12 protein-coding genes and 1 pseudogene are annotated in these 16,036 nt (G+C 73.1%); 4 read left to right on the forward strand and 9 right to left on the reverse strand.

What is annotated here, in order from left to right:
• Nucleotides 1–52: 52 nt before the first annotated feature.
• Nucleotides 53–1,192, reverse strand: coding sequence for a molecular chaperone DnaJ (gene dnaJ / locus JYK04_RS15870; protein ID WP_030010180.1), 1,140 nt, complete (start codon nt 1,190–1,192; stop codon nt 53–55).
• A complete protein-coding gene (gene hrcA / locus JYK04_RS15875) occupies nt 1,193–2,209 on the reverse strand; it encodes a heat-inducible transcriptional repressor HrcA (protein WP_189736873.1) in 1,017 nt (338 codons plus the stop codon). It lies immediately after the preceding gene.
• 146 nt (nt 2,210–2,355) lie between these two features.
• On the opposite strand from hrcA, the gene JYK04_RS15880 reads away from it, so the two are divergent.
• Together JYK04_RS15880 and JYK04_RS15885 are read left to right on the forward strand one after the other, a co-directional pair.
• The gene (locus JYK04_RS15880; RefSeq protein ID WP_189736875.1) at nt 2,356–3,081 is read left to right on the forward strand and encodes an MBL fold metallo-hydrolase; all 726 of its coding nucleotides are present in this window, start codon (nt 2,356–2,358) and stop codon (nt 3,079–3,081) included.
• A gap of 28 nt (nt 3,082–3,109) precedes the next feature.
• Nucleotides 3,110–3,910: a DUF3097 domain-containing protein gene (locus JYK04_RS15885; protein ID WP_189736877.1), complete on the forward strand. Its 801-nt coding sequence runs from the start codon at nt 3,110–3,112 to the stop codon at nt 3,908–3,910.
• Between the two features lie 185 nt (nt 3,911–4,095).
• Here the strand turns inward: JYK04_RS15885 and hemW are convergent, their stop codons facing one another.
• The 3 genes from hemW to lepA all read right to left on the reverse strand — a co-directional run bounded on the left by hemW (nt 4,096) and on the right by lepA (nt 9,527).
• Entirely contained in the window at nt 4,096–5,328 is a 1,233-nt protein-coding gene (gene hemW, locus JYK04_RS15890) for a radical SAM family heme chaperone HemW (protein WP_189736878.1), read from the reverse strand.
• Nucleotides 5,329–5,532: 204 nt separating this feature from the next.
• Entirely contained in the window at nt 5,533–7,425 is a 1,893-nt protein-coding gene (locus tag JYK04_RS15895; RefSeq protein ID WP_189736880.1) for an AMP-dependent synthetase/ligase, read from the reverse strand.
• Nucleotides 7,426–7,661: 236 nt separating this feature from the next.
• Nucleotides 7,662–9,527 (reverse strand): translation elongation factor 4, encoded by a 1,866-nt coding sequence (lepA, locus tag JYK04_RS15900; protein WP_189736883.1) that lies wholly within the window; start codon nt 9,525–9,527, stop codon nt 7,662–7,664.
• Between the two features lie 255 nt (nt 9,528–9,782).
• On the opposite strand from lepA, the gene rpsT reads away from it, so the two are divergent.
• Entirely contained in the window at nt 9,783–10,049 is a 267-nt protein-coding gene (rpsT, locus tag JYK04_RS15905; protein WP_030384651.1) for a 30S ribosomal protein S20, read from the forward strand.
• A gap of 359 nt (nt 10,050–10,408) precedes the next feature.
• Here rpsT and holA read toward each other — a convergent pair whose 3' ends face one another.
• The gene (holA, locus tag JYK04_RS15910) at nt 10,409–11,401 is read right to left on the reverse strand and encodes a DNA polymerase III subunit delta (RefSeq protein WP_189736885.1); all 993 of its coding nucleotides are present in this window, start codon (nt 11,399–11,401) and stop codon (nt 10,409–10,411) included.
• A 61-nt stretch (nt 11,402–11,462) separates the two neighbouring features.
• Between holA and JYK04_RS15915 the strand changes: the two genes are divergently transcribed.
• On the forward strand, nt 11,463–11,705 hold the full coding sequence (locus tag JYK04_RS15915; RefSeq protein WP_030010254.1) for a hypothetical protein: 243 nt from the start codon (nt 11,463–11,465) through the stop codon (nt 11,703–11,705).
• Nucleotides 11,706–11,717: 12 nt separating this feature from the next.
• On the opposite strand, the gene JYK04_RS15920 is transcribed toward JYK04_RS15915, so the two are convergent.
• The 3 genes and pseudogenes from JYK04_RS15920 to JYK04_RS15930 form a co-directional block, all read right to left on the reverse strand.
• Complete coding sequence (locus JYK04_RS15920) at nt 11,718–12,599, reverse strand: YceI family protein (protein WP_189736887.1); 882 nt, start codon at nt 12,597–12,599, stop codon at nt 11,718–11,720.
• A 136-nt stretch (nt 12,600–12,735) separates the two neighbouring features.
• Nucleotides 12,736–14,961 (reverse strand): annotated as a pseudogene (locus JYK04_RS15925) (ComEC/Rec2 family competence protein); the annotation flags it as partial.
• A gap of 146 nt (nt 14,962–15,107) precedes the next feature.
• The gene (locus JYK04_RS15930; protein WP_308431033.1) at nt 15,108–15,785 is read right to left on the reverse strand and encodes a ComEA family DNA-binding protein; all 678 of its coding nucleotides are present in this window, start codon (nt 15,783–15,785) and stop codon (nt 15,108–15,110) included.
• Nucleotides 15,786–16,036 lie beyond the last annotated feature (251 nt).

Raw genomic sequence — 16,036 nt, forward strand, 5'->3', positions numbered from 1 at the left:
AGCCCGGCCGGGGAATCCCCAGGCCGGGCTCGTGACGGTGGACCGCGGTCGGTCAGCGACCGTTGAACGCGTCCTTCAGCCGGCTGAACAGACCCTGCTGACCCGGCGCGAACTGACCCATCGGCCGCTCCTCGCCGCGCAGCTTCGCCAGCTGGCGGAGCAGGTCCTCCTGCTGGGCGTCCAGCTTGCCCGGGGTGGTGACCTCGACGTGCACGATCAGGTCGCCGCGTCCGCCGCCGCGCAGGTGGGTGACGCCGCGCCCGTGCAGCGGGATCGCCTGGCCGGACCCGGTGCCGGGCCGGATGTCGATCTCCTCCAGCCCGTCCAGCGTCTCCAGCGGGCACTTGGTGCCCAGCGCGGCCGCCGTCATCGGGATGGTGACCGTGCAGTGCAGGTCGTCCCCGCGCCGCTGGAAGGTCGGGTGCGCCAGCTCGTGGATCTCCACGTACAGGTCGCCGGCGGGGCCGCCGCCGGGGCCGACCTCGCCCTCGCCCGCGAGCTGGATCCGGGTGCCGTTCTCGACGCCCGCCGGGATCTTGACCGTGAGGCTGCGGCGGGAGCGGACCCGGCCGTCGCCCGCGCACTCGTGGCACGGGGTCGGGACCACGGTGCCGAAGCCCTGGCACTGCGGGCAGGGGCGCGAGGTCATGACCTGACCCAGGAAGGACCGGGTGACCTGCGAGACCTCACCGCGGCCGCGGCACATGTCGCAGGTCTGCGCCGAGGTGCCGGGAGCGGCGCCCTCACCGGAGCAGGTGTTGCAGACGACGGCCGTGTCGACCTGGATGTCCTTGGTCGTCCCGAAGGCCGCCTCGTCCAGCTCCAGGTCGAGGCGGATCATCGCGTCCTGGCCGCGCCGGGTCCGCGAGCGCGGGCCGCGCTGCGAGGCCTGGCCGAAGAAGGCGTCCATGATGTCGGAGAAGTTGCCGAAGCCGCCCGCTCCGAAGCCGCCCGCGCCGCCGCCACCGCCCGAGGAGGACAGCGGGTCGCCGCCGAGGTCGTAGACCTGCTTCTTCTGCGGGTCCGACAGCACCTCGTAGGCCGCGTTGATCTCCTTGAAGCGCTCCTGCGTCTTCGGGTCCGGATTCACATCCGGGTGGAGTTCACGCGCGAGGCGCCGGAAGGCCTTCTTGATCTCGTCCTGCGATGCGTCGCGGCGCACGCCGAGAACGGCGTAGTAGTCCGTGGCCACTTACGACTCCGCCAGGATCTGTCCGACGTAACGTGCCACTGCGCGTACCGCTCCCATCGTTCCGGGGTAGTCCATGCGGGTCGGTCCGACCACGCCGAGTTTGGCGACTGTTTCGCCGCCCGAACCGTAACCGACCGAGACGACCGACGTGGAGTTCAGTCCCTCGTAGGCGTTCTCGTGCCCGATCCGTACGGCCATTCCCGACTCGTTGGCCTCGCCCAGCAGCTTGAGGAGCACGACCTGCTCCTCGAGTGCTTCGAGCACCGGCCTGATCGTCAGGGGAAAATCGTGTCCGAAGCGGGTGAGATTGGCGGTACCGCCGATCATCAGCCGCTCCTCGGCTTCCTCGACCAGGGTTTCGAGGAGTGTCGCGAGCACGGTGGAGACCGTGCCGCGGTCCTCGGCCTCGAAGGATTCGGGGAGGTCCTGGACGAGCGGGGGCACATCGGTGAAGCGGCGCCCGACGACCCGGCTGTTGAGCCGGGCCCGCAGGTCCGCCAGCGAGGTCTCCCCGAAGGGGCTCGGGCAGTCGATGAGCCGCTGCTCGACCCGCCCGGTGTCCGTGATCAGTACGAGCATCAGGCGTGCGGGAGCGAGCGAGAGCAGCTCCACGTGCCGGACGGTCGAGCGGGTCAGGCTCGGGTACTGGACGACGGCGACCTGCCGGGTGAGCTGCGCGAGCAGCCGCACCGTGCGGCCGACCACGTCGTCGAGGTCGACGGCGCCGTCGAGGAAGTTCTGGATGGCCCGGCGCTCGGGCGACGAGAGCGGCTTGACCCCCGCGAGCTTGTCGACGAAGAGCCGGTAGCCCTTGTCGGTGGGGATCCGGCCGGCGCTGGTGTGGGGCTGGGCGATGTAGCCCTCCTCCTCCAGCACGGCCATGTCGTTGCGCACGGTGGCGGGCGAGACGCCGAGCCGGTGCCGCTCCGTGAGCGCCTTGGAGCCGACCGGCTCCTCCGTCCCGACGTAGTCCTGGACGATGGCGCGCAGCACTTCGAGTCTGCGTTCGCTGAGCATCGCGCACACCTCCAGCTGTGGTCCGTTGCCGTGTTCTGCCGTGTTCGTTGGCACTCTGATCGTTCGAGTGCCAGAGAGCCCCCGCTCAGTGTACGGCCGGGCGGTAAGCCCCTGGCAAGGGAGGCCCGCCAGGGTAGCGTCGCGGTATGGACGTGCGTTGGGAAGAGTCCGGCTGGGAACGGCTGACCGGACGGGCCGGCCGGCGGCGGCTGCCGGTGTGGGACTGCACCGTGGGGCTGGTGGTGGGCGAGGATTCGGTGCTCCTGATCGACCCCGGGTCGTGCCTGCGCGAGGGGTCCGAGGTGCGGGCCGAGGCGGAGCGGCTGACGGGCCGGAGCGTGACCCATATCGCATTCACGCACGGTCATTTCGATCATGTCCTGGGCGCGGCCGCCTTCGCCGGGGCCGAGGTGTTCGGGGCGGTCGGGCTGGCCGCACTGCTGTCGACGGGACGCGAGGAGCTGCGCGGGGACGCGGTACGGCACGGGCTCGCGGAGGCGGAGGCGGCGCAGGCGGTGGACCTGCTGGTGCCGCCCCGGCATTCGGTGTCGGGCGAGTGGACGCTGGAACTGGGCGGCGTGCAGGTGCTGCTGGCGAATGTGGGGCCCGGGCACACCGGGCACGACCTGGCCGTCTTCGTGCCGGGCGAGCGCGAGGTGGTCTTCTGCGGGGACCTCGTCGAGGAGTCGGGCGAGCCCATGGCGGGCCCGGACGCCACTCCCGGGCAGTGGCCCGCGGCCCTGGACCGGCTGCTGTCGCTGGGCGGGGAAGACGCACTGTACGTACCGGGTCACGGAGCGGTGGTCGGGGCGGACTTCGTCCGTGCCCAACGCGCCACACTGGCGGCCCGTTTCGGCGTGTCGGAGGCGTGACGCGCGCGGCTCTCCTACTGTCGGCCGGATGCGCGAGTACTCCCCCGACCTGACCCCGCAGTGGAAGCGACCCAAGGCCGTGCCGGAGGTGGCGGCGGACCCCGACCTGGTGGTCGAGGTGGCCGGTACGGACTTCTGCGGCGCGGTGGTGGCCTGCGAGGCGGGCACGGTGACCCTGGAGGACCGCTTCGGCAAGCGGCGGGTGTTCCCGATGGAACCGCGCGGGTTCCTGCTGGACGGCGAGGTGGTCACCCTGATCCGCCCCGCGCGCCGGCCCGCCGGGCCGCTCCGGACGGCCTCGGGCTCGCTGGCCGTGCCCGGGGCGCGGGCGCGGGTGGCGCGGGCGGGCCGGATCTACGTCGAGGGCCGGCACGACGCGGAGCTGGTGGAGCGGGTCTGGGGCGACGACCTGCGGATCGAGGGCGTGGTGGTGGAGTACCTGGAGGGCATCGACGACCTCCCGGCCGTCGTCGCCGACTTCGCCCCGGCCGCGGACGCCCGCCTCGGAGTCCTGGTGGACCACCTCGTCCCGGGCTCGAAGGAGTCCCGCATCGCGGCGTCGGTGACCTCCCCGGACGTCCTGATCGTGGGCCACCCGTACGTGGACGTCTGGCAGGCGGTGAAGCCGTCCGCGCTGGGCATCCCCGCGTGGCCGGTGATCCCGCCCGGCCAGGACTGGAAGACGGGCGTCTGCCGGGCCCTGGGCTGGCCGGAGAACACGGGCGCCGCCTGGCAGCACATCCTGTCCCGGGTGACGTCCTACAAGGACCTGGAGCCGACGCTCCTGGGCTCGGTGGAACACCTCATCGACCACGTCACGGCCCCGTAGACCCGCCCGGGCGACCTTTCAGCCCCGCCGGCTCCCTCCCAGCCCCGCCGGCGCTTGAGGCGACCTTTCAGCCCCGCCGGCTCCCTCCCAGCCCCGCCGGCGCTTGAGGCGACCTTTCAGCCCCGCCGGCGATTGAGGCGCGGGGGTCCGGGGGCAGCGCCCCCGGCAACGGCGCCGCAGGCTGGTCAGTCCACCAGGTCCCGAACCACCGCATCGGCCAGCAGCCGCCCCCGCAGGGTCAGCACGGCCCGCCCCGCCTCGTACGGGCCCGCGTCCAGCAGCCCGTCCGCCAGGGCCTTGCGGGAGGCGGCGAGCCCGGCCGGGGCCAGCAGGGTCAGCGGGACCCCGTCCACCAGCCGCAGCTCCAGCAGGATCCGCTCCACCCGCCGGTCCTCCTCGGAGAGGAGCTCGCGCCCCGCGCCCGGGGAGCGGCCCTCCGCCAGCGCCGCGGCGTACGCGCCCGGGTGCTTGACGTTCCACCACCGCACCCCGCCCACGTGCGAGTGCGCGCCCGGCCCCGCGCCCCACCAGTCGGCGCCGCGCCAGTACAGCTCGTTGTGCAGGCAGCGCCCGGCCTCGGAGGTGGCCCAGTTCGAGACCTCGTACCAGGAGTACCCGGCCTCGGCCATGACCGAGTCCGCGATCAGGTACCGGTCGGCGTGGACGTCGTCGTCCGTCATCGGGACCTCGCCGCGGCGGATCCGGCGCGCCAGCTGCGTGCCCTCCTCGACGATCAGCGCGTAGGCGCTGATGTGGTCCGGCCCGGCGCCCAGCGCCGCCGCGAGGGTCGCCCGCCAGTCCTCGTCCGACTCCCCGGGCGTGCCGTAGATCAGGTCGAGGTTGACGTGCTCGAAGCCCGCCGCCCGCGCCTCCGCGACGCACGCCTCGGGGCGCCCCGGCGTGTGGGTGCGGTCGAGCACCTTCAGGACGTGCTGCTTGGCGCTCTGCATGCCGAAGGAGACCCGGTTGAAGCCCCCGGCGCGCAGCTCGGCCAGGTACTCCGGGTTCACGGACTCCGGGTTGGCCTCGGTGGTGATCTCGGCGTCCTCGGCCAGGCCGAATTCGTCCCGGATCGCCGCGAGCATCCGTACGAGGTCCCCGGCGGGCAGCAGCGTGGGCGTGCCGCCGCCGACGAAGACGGTCCGGACCTGCCGCGGGTCGTCCCCGAGCACCTTCCGCGCCAGCCTGACCTCGTCGATCAGGGTGTCGGCGTAGTTCTCCCGGGAGGCGAGCACGCCGCCGGTGCCCCGCAGCTCGGTGGCCGTGTAGGTGTTGAAGTCGCAGTAGCCGCAGCGCGTGGCGCAGTACGGGACGTGCAGGTAGAACCCGAGCGGCCGCTCCCCCGCGCCCACCAGGGCATGCGACGGCAGCGCGCCGTCTTCGGGCATGGGTTCACCATCGGGGAGTGCGGAAGGCATACCCCCATCATCCCGCACGAGAACGGCCCCGCCGCCGTCACGTCCAGCCCCGCCGTCGTCACGTCCGGCCCCGCCGGCGTTTGAGGCGCGGGGTCCGGGGCGGAGCCCCGGGAGCCGGCTCGCGGCCGACACCCGGGGCCGCCCGGGAACGGCGGGGTCCGCGGGGCGGTCCGCCGCCCCGCCCCGCCGGGCCCGCGGCAGGCGCTACGCCTCGCGCGACCCCTCGTACATCTCCTCGATCAGGTGCTTGAACTCACGCTCGACCACCGGTCGCTTCAGCTTCAGGCTGGGCGTGAGGTCGCCGTGCTCGACGTCGAGGTCGCGCGGCAGGAGCCGGAACTTCTTGATCGTCTGCCAGCGCTGCAGGCCCTCGTTCAGGGTCTGTACGTACGTCTCGATCAGGCGGTTGGTCTCCGGAGCCGCCAGGACCTCTCCGTACGCCTTGCCCTCCAGCCCGTTCTCGGCCGCCCAGGTCAGGATCGAGGGCTCGTCGAGGGCGATCAGCGCCGAGCAGAAGTTGCGGTCGGCGCCGTGCACGACGATCGTCGACACGTACGGGCAGATCGCCTTGAACTGTCCCTCGATCTCCGCCGGGGCGACGTACTTGCCGCCCGAGGTCTTGATCAGGTCCTTCTTGCGGTCGGTGATGCGCAGGTAGCCGTCGGCCGACAGCTCGCCGATGTCGCCCGTGTGCAGCCAGCCGTCGGACTCCAGGACCTCGGCGGTCTTGTCCGGCTGCCGGTGGTAGCCCTGCATGATGCCGGGGCCGCGCAGCAGGACCTCGCCGTCGTCGGCGATGCGGACCTCGGTGCCGGGGAGCGGCTTGCCGACCGTGCCGGTGCGGTAGGCCTCGCCCGGGTTGACGAAGGAGGCCGCGCTGGACTCGGTCAGGCCGTAGCCCTCCAGGATGTGGACGCCCGCGCCGGAGAAGAAGAAGCCGATCTCGGGGGCCAGGGCGGAGGCGCCGGAGACGGCGGCGCGCAGCTTCCCGCCGAAGGCCTCGCGGAGCTTGGAGTAGACGAGCGCGTCGGCGATCTTGTGCTTGGTGGTGAGGCCGAAGGGGGCGGTCGCCTGGCCGGTGCGGCGGAAGTTGTCCTGCGTGACCTTCGCGTACTCGCGGGCGACGCCGACCGACCACTTGAAGATCTTGTACTTGGCTCCGCCGGCGGCGCGGGCCTTGGCGGCCACACCGTTGTAGACCTTCTCGAAGATGCGCGGGACGGCGGCCATGTACGTCGGCTGCACGATCGGCAGGTTCTCGATGATCTTGTCGATCCGGCCGTCGACGGCGGTCACGTGCCCGGCCTCGATCTGCCCGGAGGTCAGCACCTTGCCGAAGACGTGGGCCAGCGGCAGCCACAGGTACTGGACGTCCTCCTTGCCGATCAGCCCGGTGGCGACCATGGCCTTGGCCATGTACGACCAGTTGTCGTGCGGCAGCCGGACGCCCTTGGGGCGGCCGGTGGTGCCGGAGGTGTAGATGAGGGTGGCGAGCTGGTCGGAGGTGATGGCCGCGACGCGCTCGTTGACCGCCTCGGGGTGCTTGGCGAGGTACTCCTTGCCGCGCGACTCCAGCTCGGCGAGGGAGAGGACCCAGCCCTCGGGGTCGCCCTCGGCGGCGATCGCGTCGTCGGCGTCCAGGACCACGACGTGGGCGAGCCTGGGCAGCTCGGCGCGGCGCTCGCGCGCCTTCGCCAGCTGCTTGGCGTCTTCGGCGATGAGCACCCGGCTCTCGGAGTCCGAGAGGATGAACGCCGACTCGTCAGCGTTGGTGCTGGGGTAGATCGTGGTGACCGCGCCGCCCGCGCACATCACGCCGAGGTCGGAGAGGATCCAGTCGACCCGGGTGTTGGAGGCGAGCGCGACGCGCTCCTCCGTTTCCAGGCCGAGGGAGATCAGCCCGGCGGCGATGGCGAACACCCGCTCGGCCGCCTGGCCCCAGCTGAGTGATCTCCAGTCGTCGGCGCCGCCCTGGCCGCCGGCCGCCGGTACCGGGTACCGGTAGGCCTCGTCGTTCGGCGTCGCTGCGACGCGCTCAAGGAAGAGCACCGCCACGGTGGGCGGGCGGTTCTCGAGATAGGTCTGTGTGTCGCTCACGACATCCTCCGGACCGATCCACGCGGTAGTGCGTGGGCGTGGGGCGCTGGGGAGCGCTGGGGACTGGCGGGGTTTGCAGCCGGTGGCTTTTTAAACTGGCGAGTAACCGTCGAGCAGTGATCAGACTAGAGCGCGACCGGCGCGCGCGTAAGGGCCCGCGAGCGGCCGCTTCATAACGAAAGAGGCCCCCGCACCTGAGTGCGGGGGCCTGTCTGCGTCGGGTGACGGCGGGGCTGCTACTTCTTCTTGCCGCCGGACTCGTCACTGGAGAGGACGGCGATGAAGGCCTCCTGCGGGACCTCCACGGAGCCGACCATCTTCATCCGCTTCTTGCCTTCCTTCTGCTTCTCCAGCAGCTTCCGCTTACGGGAGATGTCACCGCCGTAGCACTTGGCGAGGACGTCCTTGCGGATGGCGCGGATGGTCTCGCGGGCGATGACGCGGGAGCCGATCGCGGCCTGGATCGGCACCTCGAAGGCCTGCCGCGGGATGAGCTCGCGCAGCTTGGCGACGAGGCGCACGCCGTAGGCGTAGGCGGCGTCCTTGTGCGTGACGGCTGAGAAGGCGTCGACCTTGTCGCCGTGCAGCAGGATGTCGACCTTGACCAGGCTGCCGGACTGCTCGCCCGTGGGTTCGTAGTCCAGGGAGGCGTAGCCGCGGGTCTTGGACTTCAGCTGGTCGAAGAAGTCGAAGACGATCTCGGCGAGGGGGAGGGTGTAGCGGATCTCGACCCGGTCCTCGGAGAGGTAGTCCATGCCGAGGAGGGTGCCGCGGCGCTGCTGGCACAGCTCCATGATCGCGCCGATGAACTCGGTGGGCGCGAGCACGGTGGCCTTGACGACCGGCTCGAACACGTCCGAGATCTTGCCCTCGGGGAACTCGCTCGGGTTGGTGACGGTGACTTCCTTGCCGTCCTCCATGACCACCCGGTAGACCACGTTGGGCGCGGTGGCGATCAGGTCGAGGCCGAACTCGCGCTCCAGGCGCTCACGGACCACGTCCAGGTGGAGCAGGCCGAGGAAGCCGACGCGGAAGCCGAAGCCGAGCGCCGCCGAGGTCTCCGGCTCGTAGACGAGCGCGGCGTCGTTGAGCTGCAGCTTGTCCAGGGCCTCGCGCAGGTCGGGGTAGTCCGAGCCGTCGAGCGGGTAGAGGCCCGAGAAGACCATAGGCCGCGGGTCCTTGTAGCCGCCGAGGGCCTCGGTGGCGCCGTTGTGCAGGCTGGTGATGGTGTCACCGACCTTGGACTGGCGGACGTCCTTCACGCCGGTGATGATGTAGCCCACCTCACCGACGCCGATGCCGTCGGACGGGGTCATCTCCGGGGAGGAGACACCGATCTCCAGCAGCTCGTGGGTGGCGCCGGTGGACATCATCCGGATGCGCTCGCGCTTGTTCAGCTGGCCGTCGACCACACGGACGTACGTGACGACGCCACGGTACGAGTCGTAGACGGAGTCGAAGATCATGGCGCGGGCCGGGGCGTCCTTGACGCCGACCGGGGCCGGGACCGTGGCGACGACCTTGTCGAGCAGCGCCTCGACGCCGAGACCGGTCTTCGCCGAGACGCGCAGCACGTCCTCGGGCTGGCAGCCGATGAGGTTCGCCAGCTCCTCGGCGAACTTCTCCGGCTGGGCGGCCGGCAGGTCGATCTTGTTCAGGACGGGGACGATCGCGAGGTCGTTCTCCATCGCCAGGTACAGGTTGGCGAGGGTCTGCGCCTCGATGCCCTGGGCGGCGTCCACCAGGAGGACGGTGCCCTCGCACGCGGCGAGGGAGCGCGAGACCTCGTAGGTGAAGTCGACGTGCCCGGGGGTGTCGATCATGTTGAGGATGTGGGTGTTGCCCTGGCCCTCGCCCGTGGTGGGTGCCCAGGGCAGCCGGACCGCCTGGGACTTGATCGTGATGCCGCGCTCACGCTCGATGTCCATGCGGTCGAGGTACTGGGCGCGCATCTGCCGCTGGTCGACCACACCGGTGATCTGGAGCATCCGGTCGGCAAGGGTCGACTTGCCGTGGTCGATGTGCGCGATGATGCAGAAGTTGCGGATCAGCGCCGAGTCGGTACGGCTCGGCTCGGGCACGTGGCTGGGGATCGCGGGCACGCAGTGTCCTGATTCTCGGTCGCAGTCGGAAGCGTTTGCGGAGCGTCGGTCGGAGCGAAAGTCCGGCTCCCGTCGCTGTCGGCGGCGCGATGTCGGATCTATACGCAGACTCCCATGGTCCCATGGACGGGGCAGTGCGCTCGGTTTGGGCCGCCCGCAGCGTGCCTGGTAGCCTGGGCAGCTGTGTCTCGTATGCCCTCTCAGCTGTCGGGACACAATCCGAAGATCAAACTCTGAACCTGAAAAGGCTCTTTCGTGGCGAACATCAAGTCCCAGATCAAGCGGAACAAGACGAACGAGAAGGCGCGCCTGCGCAACAAGGCCGTCAAGTCCTCGCTCAAGACCGCGATCCGCAAGGCCCGCGAGGCCGTCGTCGCCGGTGACGTCGAGAAGGCCACCGTGGCTTCTCGCGCTGCCGCGCGTGCGCTCGACAAGGCTGTCTCGAAGGGTGTCATCCACAAGAACGCCGCCGCCAACAAGAAGTCGGCGCTGGCCACCAAGGTTGCCTCCCTGCAGGGCTGAGCTCCCTGATGTGATCGCCGGAAGGGACCCAGTGGGCCCTCTCTCCCGCTCCTGACCGGCACCCCGCTCCGCACACGAAGCGTTCGCCACGCGGGTGCGGCGCAACCAGAAGTAACCGAAGGCCCCGGCCGCCGCCCTTCCCCAGGGCGGCGGCCGGGGCCTTCGTGCTGCCCGGCGCGCTGGCCGGCGCTGCCGCGGGCGCTCGGTCGCAGAGGTGCCGAGGCGGCGCACGCGGTGCGGACGAGGATCCCGCGGGCCGGGGTGCGCACCGCGCTCCAGGCCGCCTCGGCGGTCAGCGCGTCGGTCCACAGGACGGCGCGCGGCCGGGAACGTCCGGGGCGCCGAGGATCTTGACGCTCCTACCGGCGCTGGGGGCGGGCCGCGCGGGCCACCGCGACGACGGCCTTCTCCAGGGCGTACTCGGGATCGTCGCCGCCGCCCTTGACCCCGGCGTCGGCGGCGGCCACGGCGCGCAGGGCGTCCGAGACCCCGTCCGCCGACCAGCCGCGCATCTGCTGGCGGACCCGGTCGATCTTCCACGGCGGCATGCCGAGGTCCCGGGCGAGGTCGCCGGGGCGGGCTCCGCGCGGGGCGGAGGCGAGCTTGCCGATCGCACGGACCGCCTGGGCGAGGGCACTGGTGATCAGGACCGGCGCCACCCCGGTGGACAGGGACCAGCGCAGGGCCTCCAGGGCCTCGGCCGCACGCCCCTCGACCGCCCGGTCGGCGACCGTGAAGCTGGAGGCCTCGGCCCGGCCGGTGTAGTAGCGGGCGACGACGGCCTCGTCGATGGTGCCCTCGACGTCGGCGCACAGCTGCGCGGCGGCGCTCGCCAGCTCCCGCAGGTCGCTGCCGATCGCGTCCACCAGGTTCTGGCAGGCCTCCGGGGTCGCCGACCGGCCGAGCGTGCGGAATTCGCCCCGCACGAACGACAGCCGGTCAGCGGCCTTCGTCATCTTCGGGCAGGCGATCTCCCGCGCGCCCGCCTTGCGGGCCGCGTCCAGCAGGCCCTTGCCCTTGACCCCGCCCGCGTGGAGGAGGACCAGGATGATCTCCTCGTAGGGCGCGGCGAGGTAGGCCTTGACCTCCTTGACCGAGTCGGCGGACAGGTCGTGGGCGTTGCGCACGACCAGCACCTTGCGCTCGGAGAAGAGCGAGGGGCTCGTCAGCTCGGCGAGCGTGCCGGGCTGGAGCTGCTCGGAGGCGAGGTCGCGGACGTCCGTGTCGGCGTCGGCGGCGCGTGCGGCCGCCACCACCTCGCGCACGGCGCGGTCGAGCAGCAGCTCCTCCTGCCCCACCGCGAGGGTGAGCGGGGCAAGCGGATCGTCGGTGGAGTTCTTCCTGGTGGCCATCGGCTCCAGCATCCCACGCCGCACCGACAGCCCTCCGCCCCGCGTGCCCGAGAATGGTCGCGTGAATGTGCGACATGTACTCGTCCTGCCCGACCGCGACGCCGCCGAGGAGGTGGCCCAGGAGGCCGTCGACCGCTTCGGCCTCCCGGAGGAGCCGCAGTTGGTGCGCGACGCGCTGGCCGGCGAGGACGACGCCGAGGACGCCCAGTGGCTGGTGGTCGTCGAGGACCCGCGCGAACGGCTCGACACCACCTCGCTGGACGACCTCGCCGCCGAGTACGAGGGCTGGCTGGAAGCCCCGTAGGGGACGTGCGCGTCAGGCCTTGCGCACGGCCTGGACGTCCAGCGTCACTTCCACGCTCGACCCGATGGCCGCGATCCCGTGCGCCAGCATCGACTGCCAGTTCAGGGTGAAGTCCTCGCGGTGCAGCTCGGTGGTGGCCCGGCAGGCCGCCCGGAGCTCGCCCTCCAGGCCCGTGCCCAGGCCCAGGTACTGGGTGTCCAGGGTCACGGACCGGCTCACCCCGTGGAGGGTCAGCGCCCCGGCGACGGTCCAGCCGCTGCCGCTGCGGTGGATGAAGCGCTCGCTGTAGAACTCCACCGTGGGATGGCGGACCGCGTCCAGGAAGTCCCCCGACCTCAGGTGGTCGTCGCGCAGCCGCAACCCGGTGTCGATGCTCGCCGCATCGATGATCACGTGCATGGAGGAGTCCTCCATGCGCTCGGCGATCCGTACCGCCCCGGCGAACGTGGTGAACCGGCCGCGGATCCGGGCCAGGCCGATGTGCTGGGCCGTGAACCCGATGGACGAGTGCGTCGGGTCGAGCTCCCAGTGGCCGGGCTGCGGCAGCAGCGGCGGCTCCACCGTGTCGAGGATGATCTCCGCGGTGCCGGGCTGCCCCGGGTCCCCCACGAGCGTCACCCCGTGGAAGGGCGCGTACCCCTCCGCGGTCACGGAGAGCCGGTACTCCCCTTCCGGGACAGCCACGGCGAAGCCGCCGTACGGGTCGGTCTCGCCGCTGACGATGCGGCGGCCGATCGGGTCGGTCACCTCGAACGCGGCCTGCCGGACCGGTCGGTGGACGGTGTCGAGGACCCGGCAGCTGAGCAGACGCGCCGTCGGCGGCAGCGTCAGTGTCGCGGATGTGGATGGGCTGGAACTCCCGGCCGTCTCCATCCCCCGTCGGCGACCGAACATGACTGATGCACCCCCGTGCTGTGTGGACTTGGACCGTTCTGGCGAAGACGCATTCGATCATGCTGTCGGGTTGTGGGCAAACAGAGTGGTCGCGCCCGGTATGGCCGCGCCGATTCCGCCGCCGGTTGGCCGGAAATGACCGTAGCCCAACTCCACTTCCGGCGACGGCGATCGAGCCGTCGGTGTCGGTGCGCAGCACGGTCGCACCCAACTCCCGCAACCGGGCGAGCGTACGCGGCGCGGGGTGTCCGTAGCGGTTGCCCGCACCGACGGGAACGAGCGCGAGCCGTGGCCGGATCCGGGCGTACAGCTCCGGGTCCTGGTGCGCGGAACCGTGATGGGCGACCTTGAGGACGTCCACCGGACCGAGGTCGGGATGGGCCCTCAAGAGGCCCTGCTGCGCGGGAGGTTCGAGGTCGCCGAGCAGGAGCAGGGTCAGCCCCGCGCCGCGCACCAGCAGGGCGACGCTCGCGTCGTTGGGCCCCTCGGGCGGCGGTCCGGCCGGCGGCGGCCAGAGCACCTGCCACTCGAACGCCCCGGCCCGGCGCCGCTCGCCCTGCACCGCCTTCACGATCGGCACACCGGCGGCCGCCGCGGTCCGCCGGACGAACTCGGCCTGCCCCGGCGGATCTTCGAGTGCGGTGGCCTGGATCACACCCACGGACCGGCCCCGCAGCACCCCGGACAGGCCTCCCACATGGTCGGCGTGAAAATGCGTCAGCAGGAGCAGCGGCACGCGGTGCACGCCCAGGGCGCGCAGACACTCGTCCACCGGTCCGGGCTCCGGGCCGGCGTCCACCACCAGGGCTTCCCCCGGGCCGACGGAGAGCACGGCGGCGTCTCCCTGCCCCACGGCGCACTGGACGTAGCTCCAGTCGGGCGGCGGCCAGCCGGAGAGCGTACGGGTGAGCTGCGGCGGCCGCAGTACGGCCAGGAGCAGCAGCACCGCCAGGGCGGAACAGAGCCACCCGCGCCCGCGGAACCGGGCACCGGCGATGACGGCGACGGCCAGGGTGGCGGCGGCCAGCAGGACGCCGCCGGTGAGCCCGCCCGGCCACGGCAGCTCCGCGCCCGGAAACCGGGCCCCGGCCCGGGCCACGCCCGCGATCCACCCCGCCGGCACCCCCGCGCACCGGGCGAGCAGCTCCGCGGCGGGCATCCACACCGGAGCCGCCGCGAGCGCGGCGAAGCCGAGCACCGTCGCGGGACCGGCCGCCAGCTCGGCCAGGAGGTTGCACGGCACCGCCACCAGGCTGACCCGGGCGGCGAGCACGGCCACCACGGGCGCGCACACCGCCTGTGCGGCCGCCGCGGCCCCCAGCGCCTCGGCGAGCCGCGGCCCCGCCCCACGGCGCCGCAGGGCGTCGCTCCAGCGGGGAGCGAGGGTGAGCAGCGCCCCGGTGGCCACCACGGAGAGCAGGAAGCCGGGGCTGCGGGCCAGCCACGGGTCGTACAGCACCAGCAGCAGCACGGCCGCGCCCAGGGCCGGGATCAACGACCTGCGCCGCCCGGTGGCGATGGCCAGCAGGGTGACCGCCCCGCAGGCAGCGGCCCGCAGCACGCTGGGCTCCGGCCGGCACACCACCACGAAGGCCAGGGTCAGGGCCGCCCCGCACAGGGCGGTCACCCGCAGCGAGAGGCCGAGCCGGGGTGCCAGCCCGCGCCGTTCGGCCCGCTGCGCCCGGGCCGGGGGCCCGATGAGCAGGAACAGCACCACGGTCAGGTTGGACCCGGAGACGGCCAGCAGGTGCAGCAGGTCGGTGGCCCGGAAGGCCTCGTGCAGATCGGGCGGCACCCTGGACGTGTCCCCGACGACCAGCCCCGGCAGCAGGGCCCTGGCATCCGGCGCGAGCCCCTCGGTGGCCTCGCGCAGCCCGGCTCGCAGCCGCCCCGCGATCCGCTGGACGGTGTCCGGGCCGCCGGTCACCCCGGGCGGGCTGTCACCGGCCGGGCGGAGCAGCGCCACGGCCCGCTCCCCGCCGCGCGCCGGGGCCAGCCGGGCGACCGCCGCCACCCGGGTGGAAGGCTGCAGCCGGGCCCATCCCGGATGCCCGGCCAGCACCCGCACCGGGGTCTCCACCCGGGTGCTCGCCCCGTCGGGCCCGGTCACCCGGGTCACCACCGCGTCCAGCACCACCACCGGCGGCCCGCTCACGCTCCGGGCGGCCTTCGGGTCGGAGCCGACCGTGAACTCCGCGAGGACGCGGGCGTGCTCATGGGCCAGCCCGGTCACCGGCCCGGCCCGGGCCTCGGCCCGCTGGAGTCCGGCCACCCCGGCGCCGGCGGCTCCGCACAGCAGGGCGGCCGCCGCGATCGGCGCGAGCCGCCACAGCGGCCCCGGACGCCGGCACGCACCCAGCATCAGCACGCCCGCGCAGACCATCGCCAGGCCCACCCCGAGGGCGGTCCGGTGGACGGGCATGTCCAGGGCGACGGCGGCCGCCGCCCAGGCGGCCGCGGCGGGCACCACGAGGCGGAGGTCCGGCGGGACCGGTCCCGCCGGGCGGTTCACGGCCGCACCAGCGTGCGCAGGTCGGCGAAGCGCCGCTCACCGATGCCGTCGACCTGGCGGAGCTCCTCCACGGAGCGGAAGCCGCCGCGGGCGGTACGGAAGTCGACGATGTGCTGCGCCAGTACCGGCCCGACCCCCGGCAGGCCGTCGAGCTGGGCGACCGTGGCCGAACCCAGACTCAGCGGGCCGGGACCAAGGCCTGAACCAGGACCGGAGCCGCCGCCCGCCCCGGCGGCCGGTGGCGGCTGTGCCGGGGCGCCGACGACCACCTGCTCGCCGTCCACCAGCACGCGGGCCCGGTTCAGCCCGGTCGTGTCGGTGCCGGGACGCACTCCACCGGCGGCGGCCAACGCGTCCTCCACCCGCGAACCGGCGGGCAGCCGCCGCACCCCGGGATCCCGGACCTTGCCGCTGACGTCGACGACGATCCGCGCGGCCCCGGCGGCCCCACCGGCTCCCACACCCGCGGCCGGAGCCCCCGCCGATGCGGTGGCCGCCGCCGGGACGGCTCCCGGAGCGAGCACCGCGGGCACGGTCACCGCCCGCGGCCGGGCCGACCAGTACTGCTGCCCGGCGAAGCCGACCGCGGCGAGCAGCACCACCCCGACGGCGGCCACCGCACGCGGCCGCACCTCGCAGCGCTCCTGCAGCCACAGCGGCAGCCGCTCCCGCACGGCCGGCCTCCACGCAGCCCCTGAGGGCAGCCCGGACGCCTCATCGGACGGTGCCCGGACATCCGGCCCGTCCGGGGCCTCGCGCGGCGTCTGGAGCGCCTGGAGCACTCGGGGCGGCGGGGCCGGGGCATGCGGCGGACTGCTGCCGCCCAGCAAGGCCTCGGCCCGTCGGCGCACCGCGCCCGGCTCCGGATGAGGAACCCGCCGGCCACGCCGCACCGTACGACGATGCCGGAGGCGGCCGTCGGAGC

It is taken from the genome of Streptomyces nojiriensis, from assembly GCF_017639205.1.
GTDB classification, from domain to species: domain Bacteria; phylum Actinomycetota; class Actinomycetes; order Streptomycetales; family Streptomycetaceae; genus Streptomyces; species Streptomyces nojiriensis.